Source organism: Actinorectispora metalli (genome assembly GCF_056323685.1).
In genome coordinates, this window is sequence record NZ_JBREYE010000001.1 from 2,182,425 (window position 1) to 2,198,210 (window position 15,786).

A 15,786-nucleotide genomic window follows, 5' to 3' on the forward strand; every position below is an offset into this window, starting at 1 on the left:
CACCCGACGTCCTCCCGATATATATCGTCAAGAGGTATATTCGGTCTCATGAGCGGCCGAGGCCTCACCCAACAGGCATTCCTGGTGCTGACAGCACTCGCGGGCGAACCCCGCCACGGCTACGCGATCGTCCAGGAGATCAAGACACTCTCCGACGACCGCGTCCAGCTCCGGGTCGGCACCCTGTACGGGGTGCTGGACCGCCTCACCGCCGATGAGCTGGTGGAACGCGACCGCGACGAGGTGCACCAGGGCAGGCTGCGCCGCTACTACCGCCTCACCGACAAGGGCGCCCGCGAGCTCGCGCTGCACGCCGAACTCCTGGCCGCCGAGGCCCGCGAGGCAACCACAAGACTGGCCGCCCGCGGCCTGCGTCCGGCAACGGGAGGCCTGTGATGACCCGCCTGGAAGCCCGCTACCGCAAGCTCCTCCGCATCCTCCCCGCCTGGTACCGCGCCCAACGCGAAGAGGAAATGGTCGCCACCTTCCTCGCCGAGGAACACGATGAACTCGCCCTGGAATACGGCTGGCCAGGCTGGCCCGAGGCCGCAAGCATCGCCACCCTCGCCGTCCGCACCCGCCTGGCCGCCACCAACGCACCCCAAACCGCTGTGGCCTGGGGCTCTGCCATCCGCCTTTTCGCCGTCCTAGGCTTGGTCGTGCACGCGGTGCTCGCCCTGCACAACCACCTGTTGGCGGTGGCCCAGCACTACCTGTTCCCCCTGCCCGCCGACGCGGCCCTGCCCGACCCCGACCCCACCTGGCTGACCGTGACCTTCACGGTGCTGACCTTCATGCCACTCGCCGCCCTCGCGGCCCTGCACCAAGGCAACCGGACCGCGGCCAAGACGCTGGCCGCCCTGTCCCTGCTGCCCCCGGTCGTGGACGCGATCGCATTCAGACCGGCGTTCCCATTCAGCGTGCGGCTGAACCTCACGCTGCTGATCCCGGTGATCTGCCTGTTCCTCGGCTTCCACAAGGAAGCCCCCACCCCGCACCGGCCGTCCTGGCTGAAGATCGCCGCAGTGGTGGCAGGCCTCCTGGCGGCCGTCACCGCCGCCACCCTCGTCCTGGTACGCGCCGGCCTGACCTGGCTCCCGGTAGACACCCTCAGCGCCCTGCTGATCGTCGGCGCCCTGCTCTACCTGACCGGCCTCTTCGGCCCGCCGACCCCCGACTGGCTACTCGCCCTGTCCCTCTCGGCAGCCACCCTCCTGACCACCCAGCTCACCTGGCTCCCGTGGCTCCCCACCGAAAGCACGCCCATCCTGACCTTCTACGCCACCCAATTCGCCGTGGTCTCTACCCTGGCGGTGACCCTCTATACCCGAGCCCAAACCGAACTACGACGCAGCGAAGCCACAGCCGAATCGACCTGATCGGGCTAGTTCCGGTCAGCACAACGTCGGTTGAAGCAGCGGAGCGGACTGGGCAGGACCTAACGTGGATCAAATTTCTCGACGAACCACTCGACCACTCGATCCACCAGAGGTATGAAGTCAAGAGCTTTGCGGGCAGTTATGCCCTCAGGCTTCCCGTGCGCGATCTTATTTCGTTTCTCCACAAGCAAACCTATCTCGCGCTTGAGCAATTCATCGTCCGCCTGGAATATTGACTCAAGATCCTCGGCCCACTCGGCGTCGAACTTGCGAGCCGCATCCACCAAGGCCCTTGGGCTAGGATTTCTTCCACGCTCCAACCAACTGACCGCAAAAGAGGCCACCCTTGGGGCCGCCTTACTGCCGATTAACGCCTTGCTGCACTCGTCGACTGCCGCCTCCAAGTATCCACAAGTTCGAATTACCAGAAACGACGCCAAGGCTTGTGTCACCTCATCGGGTTGATCTCGAGCTGGGAGGCGCACCAGCTTCTCAACCTTCTCCAACCCACGTCTCAGGTTCACAAGCGTTTGACTAGGCCACGCACCCGACCACATGATTTACATCTCGGCCATTGCCGAGGTGGCAATGCTCAGCCGAGTTCTCACACTCTCCTCATCAGCCGTCGAGCGACTCGTCGCAACAAGCATGTCCTCGTCTTCTATGAGCCTCGAAACAACATCGGCCAACTCGCCGGGACCAGGCGCACCAGCTGATTGGTCCAGGCGACGCATCAACCCAACAAAGATCGCCTCGGTGAGAGCGGCGTTAACCTGAGCGCTGCGAGGGCGCAGTGCGCTTCTACCCGGCCCTTCAACCAGAAGCTGAGCCGCCTTGGAGAAGAGATTGCCCAGTCGCTCGGTATCGAGGCTAGCGAGTTTTCTGTTCGCTGCAGCGAATCTATTCAGAAAAGTCTTTAGTGGTCGAGCGTAGTGATCGGCAGATGTATAAAGTGCCAGTATGCGCAGGATGAGCTCTTGATCTCGAACCCGAGGCGATTTCCGACCGTAGAGCTCTCGCCAATACGGGTTTTGGTTGAGTTTCTCCAGATAGTCGATGAATTCGCCAGCATACAATGCCACCCGTATCTCATGCGGAGTAAGCTGCGTTCCCCCGGAGTTCAGTCTTTCAAAAATCTGATAGACAACTTCCAGCGACTCCTCGGTTGCGTCGCTGTCAACAATAGTTGCCTGGAAGAACGAGTTATCCAGGACACGTCTCTGATCATCCCGGAGGGACTTGTAAGTAAGCCCCTTGTACTGCTCCCCAACATTCTGCAGCGCGAACTCTTTCCCTGCGTACATTCCGCTGTAGAAGTGCTGCAATGTTCGTAGCCGCTGCTGCCCATCCAGCACGAGGTATCTACTGTCAGCCTGCTTTACGAGGAATATTCCTGGAATTGGATAGCCAAGCAGTAGAGATTCGACGAATCGATCCATCTGCGGCCGGTTCCACACAAACGAGCGCTGGAAGCCGGCAGACGATATGCGCTCGTCCTCGTGCCCGAAGGTCGGGATAAGAATATCTTCTTTGTTCAAGCGACGGACTAGTCCGTCGACGTCAAAATCCTGGGTCGAATAGATTACGGACGCGGGCTTATCCTCCGCATCATTAAGATCTTCCTTTTCTTGCGGGGTTAGCGCGTCAGGCTCCCGACCAGGATCATCGTTCTCTGACGTAGCGAGCGAAGCTTCGGCAGGCATGGCGCAACGATACGGCTCGTGGGAAGTAGGAGCACATCTGCATGCACCTGCCGGACGTCCGTCGGGATCACGTCAGTTCTGAGCGTTGCCTAGGCCGACCGGGCACGTCACGCCAGTTCCACCCACTCCGCAATACCCGTTCGGTACCTTCTTCAAATATTGCTGGTGGTAGTCCTCGGCGTAGTAGAACTCGGCCAGGGGTGCGAGTTCGGTGGTGATGTGGCCGTAGCCGGTGGTGGACAGGGCCTGTTGATAGGCCGTGCGGCTGGTTTCGGCGGCGGTGGGTTGGTCGTCGGCGGTGAAGTAGATCGCGGAGCGGTACTGGGTGCCGATGTCGCCGCCTTGGCGCATGCCTTGGGTGGGGTCGTGGTTTTCCCAGAAGACGCGGAGTAGGTCGGGGTAGCTCACGGCTGAGGGGTCGAAGACGACGAGGACTACCTCGGTGTGGCCGGTGAGGCCGGAGCAGACCTCTTCATAGGTGGGGTTGGGTGTGTGGCCGCCCGCGTAGCCGACAGCTGTGGAGTACACGCCCTGGGTCTGCCAGAACTTGCGTTCGGCGCCCCAGAAGCAGCCCATGCCGAAGACCGCCGTGGTCAGGCCGTCGGGGAATGGGGGTTTGATGCGACGGTCGGGGTACACGGCGTGGAACTCGGGCACGGCCAGCGGGTCGGCCCTGCCGGGTAGCGCGGTGTCAGGTTCAACCATTCGTGTCTTGTCTCGGCCGAAGATGCCCATGCCTCCACAGTAGTTCGGGTTCGGGCGGGGCGGAGGCGAAAACTTGACTAGTCGGGTGAGTGCCGGTTACGGGGCTGCGGCAGAATGTGGCGCGTCTACCCACAGACAGGGAAGGGGGTGCCAGGGTGACCTGGCAAGACGAGCTGCGGAAGCTTGACGAGGAGCTCGCGGCAGGCAGGGTTTCCGCCGAGGATTACCGCCGCCGTCGGGACGAGATCGTCAGCACAGCCTCCGGGGCGCCTGGTGCGCCACAGGCAGGCCAGCCGCAGAGTCCCTTCCCTCCCCCATTCAGGTGGGAGACCCAGACTCCCGGCCAGCAGCCGCAGGGTGCGCCCGGCGGCGCCGAGGCCACCCAGGTGTTTCCGGCCGCACAGCAACAGCAGCCTTCGGCTCCGAACTCCGATGCGACGCAGATCGTGCGGGGTCCGGGCGGACCGCCTCAGCAGCAGCCCAATGCCGACGCGACTCAGGTGGTGCCGGGGGGCACCAATCCCTACACCGGTCAGGGCGCGCACCAGTGGCAGGCCGAGGATGCCGCTCCGCCGTGGGCCAGTTCGGACATGCCTCCGTTGGACTCCGGTGCGGGCTGGATGCGGCAGGGGCCTGAGGTCTTCGAGTCCGACAAGAAGGGCGGCGCGGGCAAGGTCATCGGCATCGTGGTCGCCGTCCTCGCGGTGATCGCCATCGGCCTCGGCGTGTTCTTCGCCTTCGGCAACAAGGACAACGGCGGTGGCGGGAACACCACGGCCGCGTCGCCGACCTCGACCAGCCCCGCCAAGCCGGTCGACCCGTTGTTGGCCGATCTGCCGGGTCAGGCGTCGGTTCTGGGCAACGTCAAGACGTTCCAGGACTTCGCGAACCTCAAGGCCCTCACCGAAGAGGAAGTCGCCGCCTATCAGACCGGCAACGCCGGCAGCACCAGGGCGGCGCTGAGCCAGAACCCGAAGTATTCGGTGATCCTGATCGTCACCGAGATGAGCAGCGAAGCAGCCGCCCAGAAGGCGCGGGACGAGCTCGCCACCCTGCAAACCACCAGCTACGCGCAGACCGCGATCGAGCCGCAGCCCGGTGTCAAGGGCAGCACCACCGACACCTCGGAACCTGGGCCGTTCCTGCGGCGGGCGCACTATGCGAGCGGCAAGTACCTGATTCGCATCGAGGTGCGGGGTTCGGACAAGGCCGAGGTGGACCAGCACTTCAACCAGGTGATCGCGGACGAGATCCGCAAGAAGCGGGCCGATGCCTGATAGCGACGCGGGCCGGTGCGCGTGCACGATCGTCGCGCGCAACTATCTGCCGGCCGCCAGGGTGCTCGCGGACTCCTACCTCCGTGAACACCCTGGCAGGCGCTTCTTCGTGCTGCTGGTCGACGCGCTGCCCGCCGAGTTGGGCACCGAGGCCGAGGGGGTGGAACTGCTGGGGCCGGGCGATCTCGACCTGGACCCGGCCGAGTTCCGCCGGATGGCGACCGCCTACACGGTCACCGAGCTGTGCACTGCGGTGAAGCCGTGGCTGCTCCGCGGCCTGCTGTCGCGGTTCGACACCGTCACCTACCTCGATCCGGACATCGAGGTGTTCGCGCCGTTCCCCGAGGTCGATGAGCTGGCGGCGGAGCACGGCATCGTGCTCACCCCGCATGTGCTCGCGCCGATGCCACGGGACGGGCTGCGGCCGACCGAGGGCGACATCATGGCCTCCGGGGTGTTCAACCTGGGGTTCATCGCGGTGTCCAGGGCGGCGGGCGGGTTCCTGGACTTCTGGGCCGAGCGGCTGCGACACGACGCGATCTCCTCGATCACCGAACAGCTCTTCACCGATCAGCGCTGGGTGGACAACGTGCCCGCGATGTTCGGGCACACCGTGATCGGCGATCCCGGCTTCAACGTCGCCTATTGGAACGTCTACCAGCGCCCGCTCGAACGCGGTGCGGACGGCACGCTCACCGCGGGCGGGCGTCCGCTGCGCTTCTACCACTTCAGCGGCTACCGGCCGGAGAAGCCGTGGCTGCTCAGCACCCACTTCGCGGACAAGCCGCGGGTGCTGCTCTCGCAGCAGCCGGTCCTGGCGGGGCTCTGCGCGGGCTACCGGGACAAGCTGCTCGCCGCGGGCTACGCCGAATCGCTGGAGTCCATCCCCTACCGCTGGAACACCATGCGGGACGGCTCGCGGATCACACCGATGCTGCGCAGGACCTACCGCTCGGCATGGGTGGCCGCGGAGAAGAAGGGCGAGGACCTCCCGCCGACGCCGTTCGACGACATCGATCCCAAGGCCTTTCTGCGGTGGGCCGCCGAGGCTGCGACGCCGGAGCAGGCCGCAGTGGGCCAGAACCGTTGGGCGATGGCGGTGTGGCAGAACCGGGCCGACCTTCAGGTGGCCTTCCCCGATCCGCTGGGCCGCAACGCCGACACCTACCGACAGTGGTGTGCCACCTCGGGGGTGGTCGAGGGCGAACTGCACCTCGACGCCGTGCCGGTCCCGCCCGCCGTGGCGGAGGTTCCGGTCAAGGACGCCCTCGGCGTCAACGTGCTCGGCTACCTCACCGCCGAACTGGGTGTCGGCGAGATGGGCAGGCTGGTGCACGAGGCGATCGCCGACAGCGGGGTGGACGTCGCCACGGTGGTGGAGGAACACACCGTGGTCAACCGGACGGACCACCCGCTGCCCGAGCGGGCCCGGCCGGGCAGTCCGGACTTCCCGATCAGCGTGCTGTGCGTGAACGCGGACATGACCGAACCGACCCTGCGGCTGCATCCCGGGCTCGCCGAGGGCAGGCACGTCATCGGTGTCTGGTCCTGGGAGCTTTCCGAGTTTCCCGAGTGGATGCGCCGGGCGTTCGACCACGTCGACGAGGTCTGGACGATCAGCGAATTCTGCAGGCAGGCCATCGCCGAGCACGCTCCGGTACCGGTGAAGACCATCCCGGTCCCCGTCCGTGACCCCGGAACGCCCGCTCCGCGCATTCGCAAGCCGGGCGAGCCGGTGCGTTTCCTGTTCGCCTTCGACTTCAACAGCATCGGCGCCCGCAAGAATCCGTGGGGGTTGGTCGAGGCTTTCCGGCTGGCATTTCCGGAACGCGATGATGTCCGACTCGTCATCAAGGTCATCAATGGCAGGCTTCATCCGCAAAACGCGGAACGGCTGCGCGCCGCGGTGGCGGGTGACGAGCGTATCGAGCTGATCGAGTCCTACCTGTCCACGGAAGAACTCGCCGCCTTGTACGACCGGGCCGATGCCTATGTGTCGCTGCACCGCAGCGAGGGTTTCGGGCTGACGGTCGCCGAGGCGATGGCGCGCGGACTTCCGGTGATTTCCACCGGCTATTCGGGCACCGCGGAATTCCTGGACGCCACCACCGGCTGGCCGGTGCCCTACCGCCTGGTGAAGGTCGGGCCGGGCTGCTACCCGTATCCGGAGACGGCGGTCTGGGCCGATCCGGACCTTGACGCGGCGGCCGCGGCGCTGCGCGAGGTCGCGGACAACCCCGATGAGGCGCTGCGTCGCGGTCAGGCCGCCAGGGAGCACATCCTGCGCAGCAGGCCGATGAGCCGCACCGCCGCGTGGATGCGGCAGCAGCTGGACGAGGCTTACCGAAACAGGCAGCAGCGGCAGCCGGGCCTTCGGGTCGTCACCGGTGACGATCCGCTGGCGCCGCTGCGGTCGGCCAGAGAGGCGCTGCGCTGGCGCCCCGACACCGCGGCGCCGTCGAAGTCGCCGCTGGCGCCGGTGGTGCGCAAGGCCGTGCTGCGCGCGATCGACCACTACGACGTGCACCAGCGCAAGGTGATGGGCGCACTGGCCGACGGGGTCGAACACACGCTCGACGGGCTGGTCCGCAAAGTGGACGAGTTCCAGGCGGGCCTGACCTCGCTGCGCGCCAGCGGCACCGAGGAGCTCGACGCCCGCCTGTGCGCGGTGGAGTCCACGCTGCGCACCGAGATCGGCGAACTGCGTGCGGAACTCGCCCGGCAGGACACCGCATTGCAGTCCACCGAGGCCGGTCTGCACCGCGGTGCGGAGCTGCTTGATCAGCTGCACGCCCGGCTGGACGAGGCGGACAAGCACACCTTCGACCGGTTCGTCGACCGGGACCGGCGCTCGGATGAGCAGGACCGGCACGCCCAGGGGCTCACCGAGGCGATCCACCTGTTGAAGGGCGAGGTCGCGGCGCTGCACGAGGCGGCGGCGACCCGGCATGTGCCGATCCCGCCGGGCAGCGAGGTGGTGGTCTGCGACGCGGGTTCGCTGCTGCTGCCCGTCGACGATGTCGTGCTGCCCTGGCTCTCGCACCACCGCAGCTGGGAGCGGGCCGAGGCTGAGCTATTGGAGCGCCTGGCGGGCGACGGCACGTTCCTGGACATCGGCGCGCACGTCGGCTACCACACGCTGCGCCTGCTGCGGCGGACGCGGCAGTCCGGCCGGGTGGTCGCGGTGGAGGCCAACCCGACCACCGCCGACTACCTGCGGCGCAACCTGGCGGTCAACTTGCCGCCGTCGGTTCTCGAGCGGGTCACCGTGCTGCCGATCGCGGCCTGGGACAGCGACACCACGGTGACGCTGGAGCAGGGCGAGGCAGGCAACAGCGGTGACTTCAGGGTGCGGGTGGGGGACGCCGCGGCGTCGCAGGTGCCTGCTCACAGGTTGGATGCGCTGTCCGAGGTCACGGACGGGCGCGTCGGGCTGATCAAGGTCGACCTGCAGGGCCGCGACCACCGCGCGCTCGCCGGGCTCTCCGGGGTGTTGGAGCGCGACCGTCCACACGTGGTCTGCGAGTTCAGCCCGGAGGCGATGGTGGATCTCGGTGACGATCCCGCCGAGGTGCTCCGCCTCTACCGGAGCTGGGGTTACCGGATACTGCCGGTGGAGCCCGCGGCGGAGTCCGAGCAGGACGATGCCGAACTGGTGGCTGCCGCTCGGGCGGCCGAGGCCGGGTTCATCACGCTCTGGCTGCGCCCGGAACGGTAACGCCGAAAACGATGGCCGGACGTGCTGGCACGTCCGGCCTGTTCAGTTCTCAGAAACGAAACTCACCGTTCTTCGCCGCACCCACGAATGCTTCCCATTGCGGCGGCAGAAAGAGCAGCGCCGTCCCCAGGGGGTCCTTGGAGTCGCGCACAACCATTCGGCTGGTGAGAAAAGCAACCTCGACACACTCGCCTTGATTGCTACTTCTACTGCTTTTCCGCCAATTGATGGAACGGTACCTGGAGACATGCATCGCCTCCGTCAAAACGCCCTCCACCATCGGATTCAGCGTTCTCATTTCTCCTGCTCCTTCACTAGGCTGCGAATCAACGCGAGCGATTGGCCGGGAGATAGAGCTGACGCCTGCAAGTGGTCGAACAGCAGTGAATACCGGGCTATCTCGACCTCTTTTTCCAAGTAGAGGTTGCCGGTTTGCATGGGAAGGTAGACGACGTCCGGGTCACCCTGTTCGGGAAAACCCAGCACGCTGAACGGACCATCGATGGCCGGATGCGCGCCCGATTCGAAGGGCAGCACCTGGATGGTCACGTTCGGCTCGTCGGCGGTGGCGAGCAGCTGGCACAGCTGTTCGCGCATCACCTTCTTGCCACCGACCAGACGGCGGAGCACGGCTTCGTCGAGGATGGACCACATCCTCAGCGGATCGGAGCGAAACAGAACCTCCTGCCGGGTCATCCGGAGCTCCACCCACCGCTCCACATCGGTGGCGCGATGCGCGGGCTCCGCGACGGCGAGGGCATGTGCGTATGCCCGGGTCTGCAGCAAGCCCGGGACGAGTTGCGGCTGAAAGGTGCGGATCGAGCTCGCGGCCGACTCCAGCCCCACGTAGGCCCGCAGCGAGTCGGGCATAATCGAGGCGAAGGAATCCCACCAGCCCTTCTGCTTGGCGTCCTTGGCCAGCAACAGCAGCTGCTCGGCCTCCTCGCCGTTGACGCCATAGAGCTCAAGCATGGCCTTGACATCAATGGGGCGGGCAGCGACCCGAGCCATCTCGATGTGGCTGATCTTGGCCCGCGAGAAGCCTATTCCGAGGCGGTCGGCAACCTGCTGATGAGTGAGATTGGCGGCTTCTCGCAACCTACGCAGTTCAGCCGCGAGCCGCCTCCGACGCACGGTTGGGCTTGCGGCCACGCGTACCTCCTTGTATCGACGTGGGACCGGAGTAATGACTCTCGGCCCATCATTTGCAGCAGAGCGTTACAAGTCTGGCGTGGTTAGGCGTGTAACGCCAGTAACTGATACACGCTGAGTGACTTTCCACTTCGAGCGTTCGGAGTACTCTAATTCTGAGCGCTCAATGCTAGTATGAAAGCCCGTCTTCTCCACGCGCCGGAAACAATCTCCGATTAGGCGCTTGACCAGCCCTGTGAGCTGGCAATGTCGAGACGCTCCCAAGCCACCGAAGGGGCAATGATGTCCGGTTTTCCAGGTCGCCGATACGAAGTGCGCTGCCATGACGCCCTGGACCGGCTGAGCAAACTGCAGGTCCGCGGTGGCGCAAATGTGATCTTTATCCAAGCACCACCCGCCGAGTGCGCCATCCTCACGGTCCAGGAGGCCCAGGAGCTGTGCGCGGCCCTCCAAGCCGCCTGCCGCGACGCGGGTGTGACATCGGCGGGCGAGGCGACTTCCCAGGGCTCGAACGGCTTCCACGGCTGACACACACCGCTTAATACCATCCGTCGGAGTTGATCAGTGCGGCAAGCCGGGCCTTACCCGAGTCAAGCCGGGGACCAGCGGAAAGATTCCTTCCTGCCGTCGAACGGGCAGCGTGTCGAGGACTCGGCCACTCCCTCGCAACTCGCGACGGCCGACCTGCGAGGGGCGATCGTTACTTTAAGTTAATTTTTAATCCGTCAAGGGCCACTTATCGGTGACCAGCTGAGCGTTGTTCATATTTTTCCCCACCGCAGGTGGAAGTAGTTGCACGAAGCAGATCCCAGAATGACCCTTTCTGCGCTCCTTGATAACCCTTTTCGGGCTTATTAGTGGATCACTCTTCTGTGTTTCCGGTTTTTGTTCGGCCCGGGGTTTCGCACTAGCTTGACTCCGCCGAACCCAGTCAGCCTCCCGCAGGCTGGGCGGAAATTTCTTCTGCAGGAATTACACGAGAACTTGGAGAGTGCGGACATGCGCAAGATTGGTCGCGCCGCCGCCGGTGTGCTCGCTGCTACCGCCGGCTTGATGACCCTGGGTGCCCCGGCCTTCGCCGACAGCCACGACAACGACGGCGTCAACGCCGTCGACGACAACAACATCAACGCCGTCAACGTGCAGCTGTGCGGCAACGAGGTCGCGGTCATCGCCGTGATCGCGGACGTCCTTTCGCCTGAGGCCAACAACTGCGTGAACTCCCCGCTGCTGGACCACACCAAGTGATCTAGCCGCAAGTCTTTCGGGGCGCCAGGTGTCATACCTGGCGCCCCGAGATATTTTCAGCGCCCGACCGCGTATCCCTGCGCACCACGGGCATTCGCCGCGGCGCGCAGCAGACCCGTTTCCGGGTCGCGCGACACCGCCGAGAGCCTGCCCAGCGCCCACGGCCCGGCGTCGACCACCTCGTGGCCCCGCCCGCGCAGCGCCGCGAGGTTCTCCGCGCCGATCCTGGACTCCACGACCAGCCGTCCCGGCGCCCAGTTGCGCGGGTAGAACGAACTGGGGAAGGACAGCGAGTGCCAGGCGGGTGCGTCGATGGCCGCCTGCAGGTTCAGGCCGCCGACCGTGTGGGCGAGCCAAAAGCACACCTGCCACTGGTCCTGCTGGTCACCGCCGGGTGTGCCGAACGCCAGCACCGCCTTCCCACCGCGCAACGCGAGCGAGGGGCTGAGCGTGATCCGGGGCCGCTTCCCCGGCACGAGCGAACTGGCCAGGCCGGGCTCCAGCCAGCACATCTGCGCCCGCGAGCCGAGGCAGAACCCCAGTTCCGGGATCAGCGGCGAGGATTGCAGCCAGCCGCCCGACGGCGTCGCCGAGATCAGGTTGCCCCAGCGGTCCACCACATCGATGTGCACGGTGTCGCCCCGGGTCCGGCCGGTCGGCGAGACGGTCGGCTCGCCCAGCCCGCGCTCCGTCCCGCCCTCGGCGAGGCCCGCGCCGGCGCCGTCGGCGACGAACCCCGGCAGCCGCGGCGCGAGGCCGCCCGGGGAGCCGGGCCGCAGTTCCCGGTCGGCGCGGTCCCCGACCAGCCGCCGCCGGTCCGCGGCGTACTCGGCACCGAGCAGGGTCCGCAGCGGCACGTCAGGCACATCGCCGTACCAGGCCTCGCGATCGGCGAACGCCAGCTTCGCGCATTCCACCGCGAGGTGAACGGTCCGTTCCGTCGGAACGCCGTCCGCATAGGACAGGTCGGCGGCGAATCCGTCCAGCATGCGCAGCTGCTGGGCCAGCACGGGGCCCTGGCTCCAGGCGGGCAGCTTCGCCAGCGTCCAGCCGCCCGCCAGGTCGACGAGCACCGGGTCCTCATAGCTCGCCGACCACCGGGCCAGGTCATCGCCGGTGAGCACGCCCGCGTGATCCCGACCGGAGTCATCCCGCACCGGCTGCCGGCAGAAGCGGTCGATCTCCGCCGCGACGAACCCCTCCGACCAGGCCCGCCGCGCCGCCTCAAGCTGCCGCTCCCGATCCGCCCCGGCGGCCTCGGCCTCGCGCAGCAGACGCTCGAAGGTGTCCGCCAGCACCGGGTTGCGGAACCGGCTGCCCGCCGCGGGCGGGCGCCCGCCTGCCAGCCACAGCGCTGCCGAGGTGGGCCAGTGCTCGGTGAACATCGGCGCCACCGAGCCGATCGTCGTACAGATCCGCTCTACCAGCGGAAACCCGTTGCGGGCGTAACCGATGGCGTAGTCCAGTACCTCCCGCAGCGACAGGGTGCCGTAGTCGCGGAGCAGGACCAGCCAGCCGTCCCAGGCGCCCGGCACGGTGGCGGCCAGCAGCCCCGTGCCGGGCACCAGGTCCAGACCGAGGGAATCCCGGTAGTGCGCGATGGTCGCGTCCGCGGGCACGACACCCTGCCCGCACAGCACCCGCGGCGGTGCGCCCGCCGGGGCCAACAAGGCGGGCACCTCGCCACCAGGGCCGTTCAGATGCGGTTCGACCACCTGGAGCACGAACCCGGCGGCCACCGCCGCGTCGAAGGCGTTGCCGCCCTTCTCCAGCACCGCCATGCCTGCCGAGGAGGCCAGCCAGTGGGTGGAAGCGATCATGCCGTGGGTGCCGGTGAGTTCCGGTCGAGTGGTGAACACCCCTCGACGGTAGAAGCTCAGCGCACGGTGGCGCGACCCACTCCGGACCAGGAGATGCCGGAGCGGCGCAGCACATCGGGGTCCAGGTGGTTGCGGGTGTCCACCACGACCTTGCCGAGCAGTTCCTCGGCGAGCCGGGCCCAGTCCAGCACGCGGAACTCCGGCCACTCGGTGAGCAGCACCAGCGCCGCGGCGCCCTTGGCCGCCTGGTACGGGTCGTCCACCACTGTGACCATGTCCGTCGCACCCGCCACGGCGGCGGGCACCCCCGGGTCGTAGGCCGTGAGCTCGGCGCCCTCGGCGGCAAGTTGCTGCGCCACCGCCAGCGCGGGCGAGTCACGCAGGTCGTCGGTACCGGCCTTGAAGGTCAGGCCGAGCAGACCCAGCCGCACGCCATGGAGGCTGCCGCCGGGCTCGATGCCGCAGGCCGCCCGCACCTTGTCGACCATGCGGTCCCGCTGGCGGGTGTTGGTCTCGATGGTGGAGCGCAGCAGGGAGAAGTCGAAGCCCGCGGCCGCGGCCACCTGCATCAGCGCGTGGGTGTCCTTGGGCAGGCAGGAGCCACCCCAGCCCGGCCCGGGCTGCAGGAAGGACTGGCCGATGCGGCGGTCGTAGCCGATGCCCTCGGTCACGTCGGCGACATCGGCGCCAAGCCGCTCGCACAGTTCGGCGACGGCGTTGACGTAGGAGAGCTTCATGGCAAGGAAGCAGTTCGCGGCGTACTTGACCATCTCGGCGCTGGCCGCGTCGGTGAGCACCGTGGGCGCGCCGAGCCTGGCGTACAGGGCGGCCACCCGCTCCGCGGCATCCTGGGCGTCGGAGCCGACCACGATGCGGTCGGGGTTGAGGAAGTCGTGCACGGCGGAGCCCTCGCGGAGGAACTCGGGGTTGCTGACCACGGCGATGTCGTCGCGGCCGAGCAGGCCGCCGACCCGCGCCGCGGTGCCCACCGGCACCGTGGACTTGTTCACCACGACGCAGCCGCGCGGCAGCAGTTCCCGCACCTCGGCCGCGACCGACTCCACCGCGGCCAGATCGGCGGCGCCGCCCTCGCCCATCGGCGTCGGCACGCACAGGAACACCACCTCGGCGTCGTCGACCGCGTTGCGCGCCCCGACCACGAACCGCAGCCTGCCCGCGGCCAGTCCTTCGGCGACGAGTTCCCCGAGGCCCGGCTCCAGGATGCCGACCTGGCCATCGGCCAGCCGTGCCACCTTGGCCTCGTCCACATCCGCGCAGATGACCTTGTGGCCGAGAGAGGCCAGACACGCCCCCGTGGTGAGGCCAACGTAGCCGGTACCCACAACCGCGATCCGCCTGGCGAACACCCGAACACCACCCCGTCTTCTGCGCGCCGATTTCTGCCGATTACCGCGAGACACACCCAAGCACCCGGCCAAGGCGGGCGCATGGTGACACATCCAGGTGTCGTTTAGCCCAACTGGACACGACCATGATGCCCAGCGGCGAGGTCGGGTGGGCGGGATTCGGTGCTTGCTTCGGCAAAATCCGGCGGTGACGCGGATGTGACCTTGGACGTAGGGTCACGTCTCGTGGAGCAACGACGTCTCGGCGACTCCGGCCTCGCGGTCAGCGCGGTAGGGCTGGGCTGCAACAACCTCGGCAGGCCCGGCACTCCGACCGAGCACCTGGACGGGGTGCGGGCGCTGGTCGAGGCCGCGCTCGACGCGGGCGTGAACTTCTTCGACGTAGCCGATGTCTACGGCGCTCCCCGCGGTCAGAGCGAGGAACTGCTGGGCAAGGCGCTGGCGGGCCGCCGCGACAACGCGGTGATCGCGACCAAGTTCGGCATGGACATGCAGGGCGCCAACGGCGCGGACTTCGGCGCGCGGGGCTCGCGGCGCTACCTCCGGCGGGCCGTGGAGTCCTCGCTGCGCAGGCTCGGCACCGACTGGATCGACCTGTACCAGCTGCACCGGCCCGATCCTGCGACGCCGGTCGAGGAGACCCTCGGTGCGCTGGACGACCTGGTGCGCGAGGGCAAGATCCGCTACGCCGGGCACTGCAACCTGGCGGGCTGGCGACTCGCCGACGCGGCATGGACCGCATCCACCGCCCACCTCGCGCCCTTCGTATCGGCGCAGAACCACTACTCGCTGCTGGAGCGGGAGGTCGAGCGCGAGGTCATTCCGGCCTGCCGCCGCTTCGGTGTCGGCCTGCTGCCGTACTTCCCGCTGGCCAACGGGCTGCTCACCGGCAAGTACCGGCAGGGCGCCGCCGCGCCCGCCGGGAGCAGGCTGGTCGGTCGGCAGCGGCTGCTCAACGAGGCGCCCTGGGACCGCATCGAGCGGATCAGGGCGTTCGCCGACCAGCGTGGGGTCTCGATGCTGCGGGTCGCCATCGGCTGGCTGGCCGCTCAGCCCACCGTGTCCTCGGTGATCGCGGGCGCCACCACCGCGGCGCAGGTCAGGGACAACGCGGCCGCGGTGGAGTGGGTGCCGACGCCCGCGGACCTCGCGGAGATCGACGCCTGCTGCCCGCCGGGCACTCGGTAACGATCCGTGACAATCGGTTTCGCCCCGTGGTGCCGTCGTGGCACTCAACCGGCCGACGCGCGGACCGCAGCCCTCCGACCAGGCTTTTCGGCTATGGAGCTGTTGGGTGTCACCGCATTGTTCGTCGGGGCGTCGCTGTCCGTGAGCCTGCCGCTGATCGTCATTCACCTGCTGGTGGACCGCCGCAGAGACGCCGCTCCCCGCGACTGACGAGCAATCCACCACAACG

Annotated in this window: 14 protein-coding genes; 7 read left to right on the forward strand and 7 right to left on the reverse strand. The window is 67.3% G+C overall.

The window, feature by feature from the left end; translation table 11 throughout:
• The first annotated feature begins 48 nt into the window (after positions 1-48).
• Entirely contained in the window at positions 49-396 is a 348-nt protein-coding gene (locus ACU6XJ_RS10200) for a PadR family transcriptional regulator (protein ID WP_476308985.1), read from the forward strand.
• On the forward strand, positions 396-1,379 hold the full coding sequence (locus tag ACU6XJ_RS10205) for a hypothetical protein (protein WP_476308987.1): 984 nt from the start codon (positions 396-398) through the stop codon (positions 1,377-1,379). Before ACU6XJ_RS10200 ends, ACU6XJ_RS10205 begins: the two co-directional genes overlap by 1 nt.
• A gap of 59 nt (positions 1,380-1,438) precedes the next feature.
• On the opposite strand, the gene ACU6XJ_RS10210 is transcribed toward ACU6XJ_RS10205, so the two are convergent.
• From ACU6XJ_RS10210 to msrA, 3 genes are all read right to left on the reverse strand, one after another.
• Entirely contained in the window at positions 1,439-1,903 is a 465-nt protein-coding gene (locus tag ACU6XJ_RS10210; RefSeq protein WP_476308990.1) for a HEPN domain-containing protein, read from the reverse strand.
• 36 nt (positions 1,904-1,939) lie between these two features.
• Positions 1,940-3,082 (reverse strand): DUF262 domain-containing protein, encoded by a 1,143-nt coding sequence (locus ACU6XJ_RS10215; protein WP_476308993.1) that lies wholly within the window; start codon positions 3,080-3,082, stop codon positions 1,940-1,942.
• Positions 3,083-3,154: 72 nt separating this feature from the next.
• Positions 3,155-3,817: a peptide-methionine (S)-S-oxide reductase MsrA gene (gene msrA / locus ACU6XJ_RS10220; protein ID WP_476308995.1), complete on the reverse strand. Its 663-nt coding sequence runs from the start codon at positions 3,815-3,817 to the stop codon at positions 3,155-3,157.
• A gap of 125 nt (positions 3,818-3,942) precedes the next feature.
• On the opposite strand from msrA, the gene ACU6XJ_RS10225 reads away from it, so the two are divergent.
• Together ACU6XJ_RS10225 and ACU6XJ_RS10230 are read left to right on the forward strand one after the other, a co-directional pair.
• Positions 3,943-5,064, forward strand: coding sequence for a hypothetical protein (locus tag ACU6XJ_RS10225; protein WP_476308998.1), 1,122 nt, complete (start codon positions 3,943-3,945; stop codon positions 5,062-5,064).
• Entirely contained in the window at positions 5,057-8,782 is a 3,726-nt protein-coding gene (locus ACU6XJ_RS10230; RefSeq protein ID WP_476309001.1) for an FkbM family methyltransferase, read from the forward strand. Before ACU6XJ_RS10225 ends, ACU6XJ_RS10230 begins: the two co-directional genes overlap by 8 nt.
• A gap of 49 nt (positions 8,783-8,831) precedes the next feature.
• On the opposite strand, the gene ACU6XJ_RS10235 is transcribed toward ACU6XJ_RS10230, so the two are convergent.
• Positions 8,832-9,080 carry a DUF397 domain-containing protein gene (locus tag ACU6XJ_RS10235; protein WP_476309004.1) on the reverse strand — a complete coding sequence of 83 codons (249 nt, stop codon included), beginning with the start codon at positions 9,078-9,080 and terminating at the stop codon, positions 8,832-8,834.
• Positions 9,077-9,934 (reverse strand): helix-turn-helix domain-containing protein, encoded by an 858-nt coding sequence (locus tag ACU6XJ_RS10240; RefSeq protein WP_476309006.1) that lies wholly within the window; start codon positions 9,932-9,934, stop codon positions 9,077-9,079. The genes ACU6XJ_RS10235 and ACU6XJ_RS10240 overlap by 4 nt, the downstream gene beginning before the upstream one ends.
• Positions 9,935-10,306: 372 nt before the next feature.
• Here ACU6XJ_RS10240 and ACU6XJ_RS10245 point away from each other — a divergent pair, with 372 nt between their 5' ends.
• Together ACU6XJ_RS10245 and ACU6XJ_RS10250 are read left to right on the forward strand one after the other, a co-directional pair.
• Positions 10,307-10,462, forward strand: a complete 156-nt coding sequence (locus tag ACU6XJ_RS10245; RefSeq protein WP_476309009.1) for a hypothetical protein — start codon at positions 10,307-10,309, stop codon at positions 10,460-10,462.
• A gap of 471 nt (positions 10,463-10,933) precedes the next feature.
• On the forward strand, positions 10,934-11,182 hold the full coding sequence (locus tag ACU6XJ_RS10250; RefSeq protein WP_476309012.1) for a hypothetical protein: 249 nt from the start codon (positions 10,934-10,936) through the stop codon (positions 11,180-11,182).
• A gap of 56 nt (positions 11,183-11,238) precedes the next feature.
• On the opposite strand, the gene ACU6XJ_RS10255 is transcribed toward ACU6XJ_RS10250, so the two are convergent.
• Together ACU6XJ_RS10255 and ACU6XJ_RS10260 are read right to left on the reverse strand one after the other, a co-directional pair.
• Positions 11,239-13,041 carry a gamma-glutamyltransferase family protein gene (locus ACU6XJ_RS10255; RefSeq protein ID WP_476309014.1) on the reverse strand — a complete coding sequence of 601 codons (1,803 nt, stop codon included), beginning with the start codon at positions 13,039-13,041 and terminating at the stop codon, positions 11,239-11,241.
• 17 nt (positions 13,042-13,058) lie between these two features.
• Positions 13,059-14,369: a UDP-glucose dehydrogenase family protein gene (locus ACU6XJ_RS10260; RefSeq protein WP_476309017.1), complete on the reverse strand. Its 1,311-nt coding sequence runs from the start codon at positions 14,367-14,369 to the stop codon at positions 13,059-13,061.
• A 225-nt stretch (positions 14,370-14,594) separates the two neighbouring features.
• On the opposite strand from ACU6XJ_RS10260, the gene ACU6XJ_RS10265 reads away from it, so the two are divergent.
• On the forward strand, positions 14,595-15,557 hold the full coding sequence (locus ACU6XJ_RS10265) for an aldo/keto reductase (RefSeq protein WP_476309021.1): 963 nt from the start codon (positions 14,595-14,597) through the stop codon (positions 15,555-15,557).
• Positions 15,558-15,786: the final 229 nt, after the last annotated feature.

Coding starts and splice junctions, on each gene's coding strand:
- ACU6XJ_RS10200 (WP_476308985.1), top strand. CDS start 49: ATGAGCGGCCGAGGCCTCACCCAACAGGCATTCCTGGTGCTGACAGCA.
- ACU6XJ_RS10205 (WP_476308987.1), top strand. CDS start 396: ATGACCCGCCTGGAAGCCCGCTACCGCAAGCTCCTCCGCATCCTCCCC.
- ACU6XJ_RS10215 (WP_476308993.1), bottom strand. CDS start 3,082: ATGCCTGCCGAAGCTTCGCTCGCTACGTCAGAGAACGATGATCCTGGT.
- msrA (WP_476308995.1), bottom strand. CDS start 3,817: ATGGGCATCTTCGGCCGAGACAAGACACGAATGGTTGAACCTGACACC.
- ACU6XJ_RS10230 (WP_476309001.1), top strand. CDS start 5,057: ATGCCTGATAGCGACGCGGGCCGGTGCGCGTGCACGATCGTCGCGCGC.
- ACU6XJ_RS10235 (WP_476309004.1), bottom strand. CDS start 9,080: ATGAGAACGCTGAATCCGATGGTGGAGGGCGTTTTGACGGAGGCGATG.
- ACU6XJ_RS10250 (WP_476309012.1), top strand. CDS start 10,934: ATGCGCAAGATTGGTCGCGCCGCCGCCGGTGTGCTCGCTGCTACCGCC.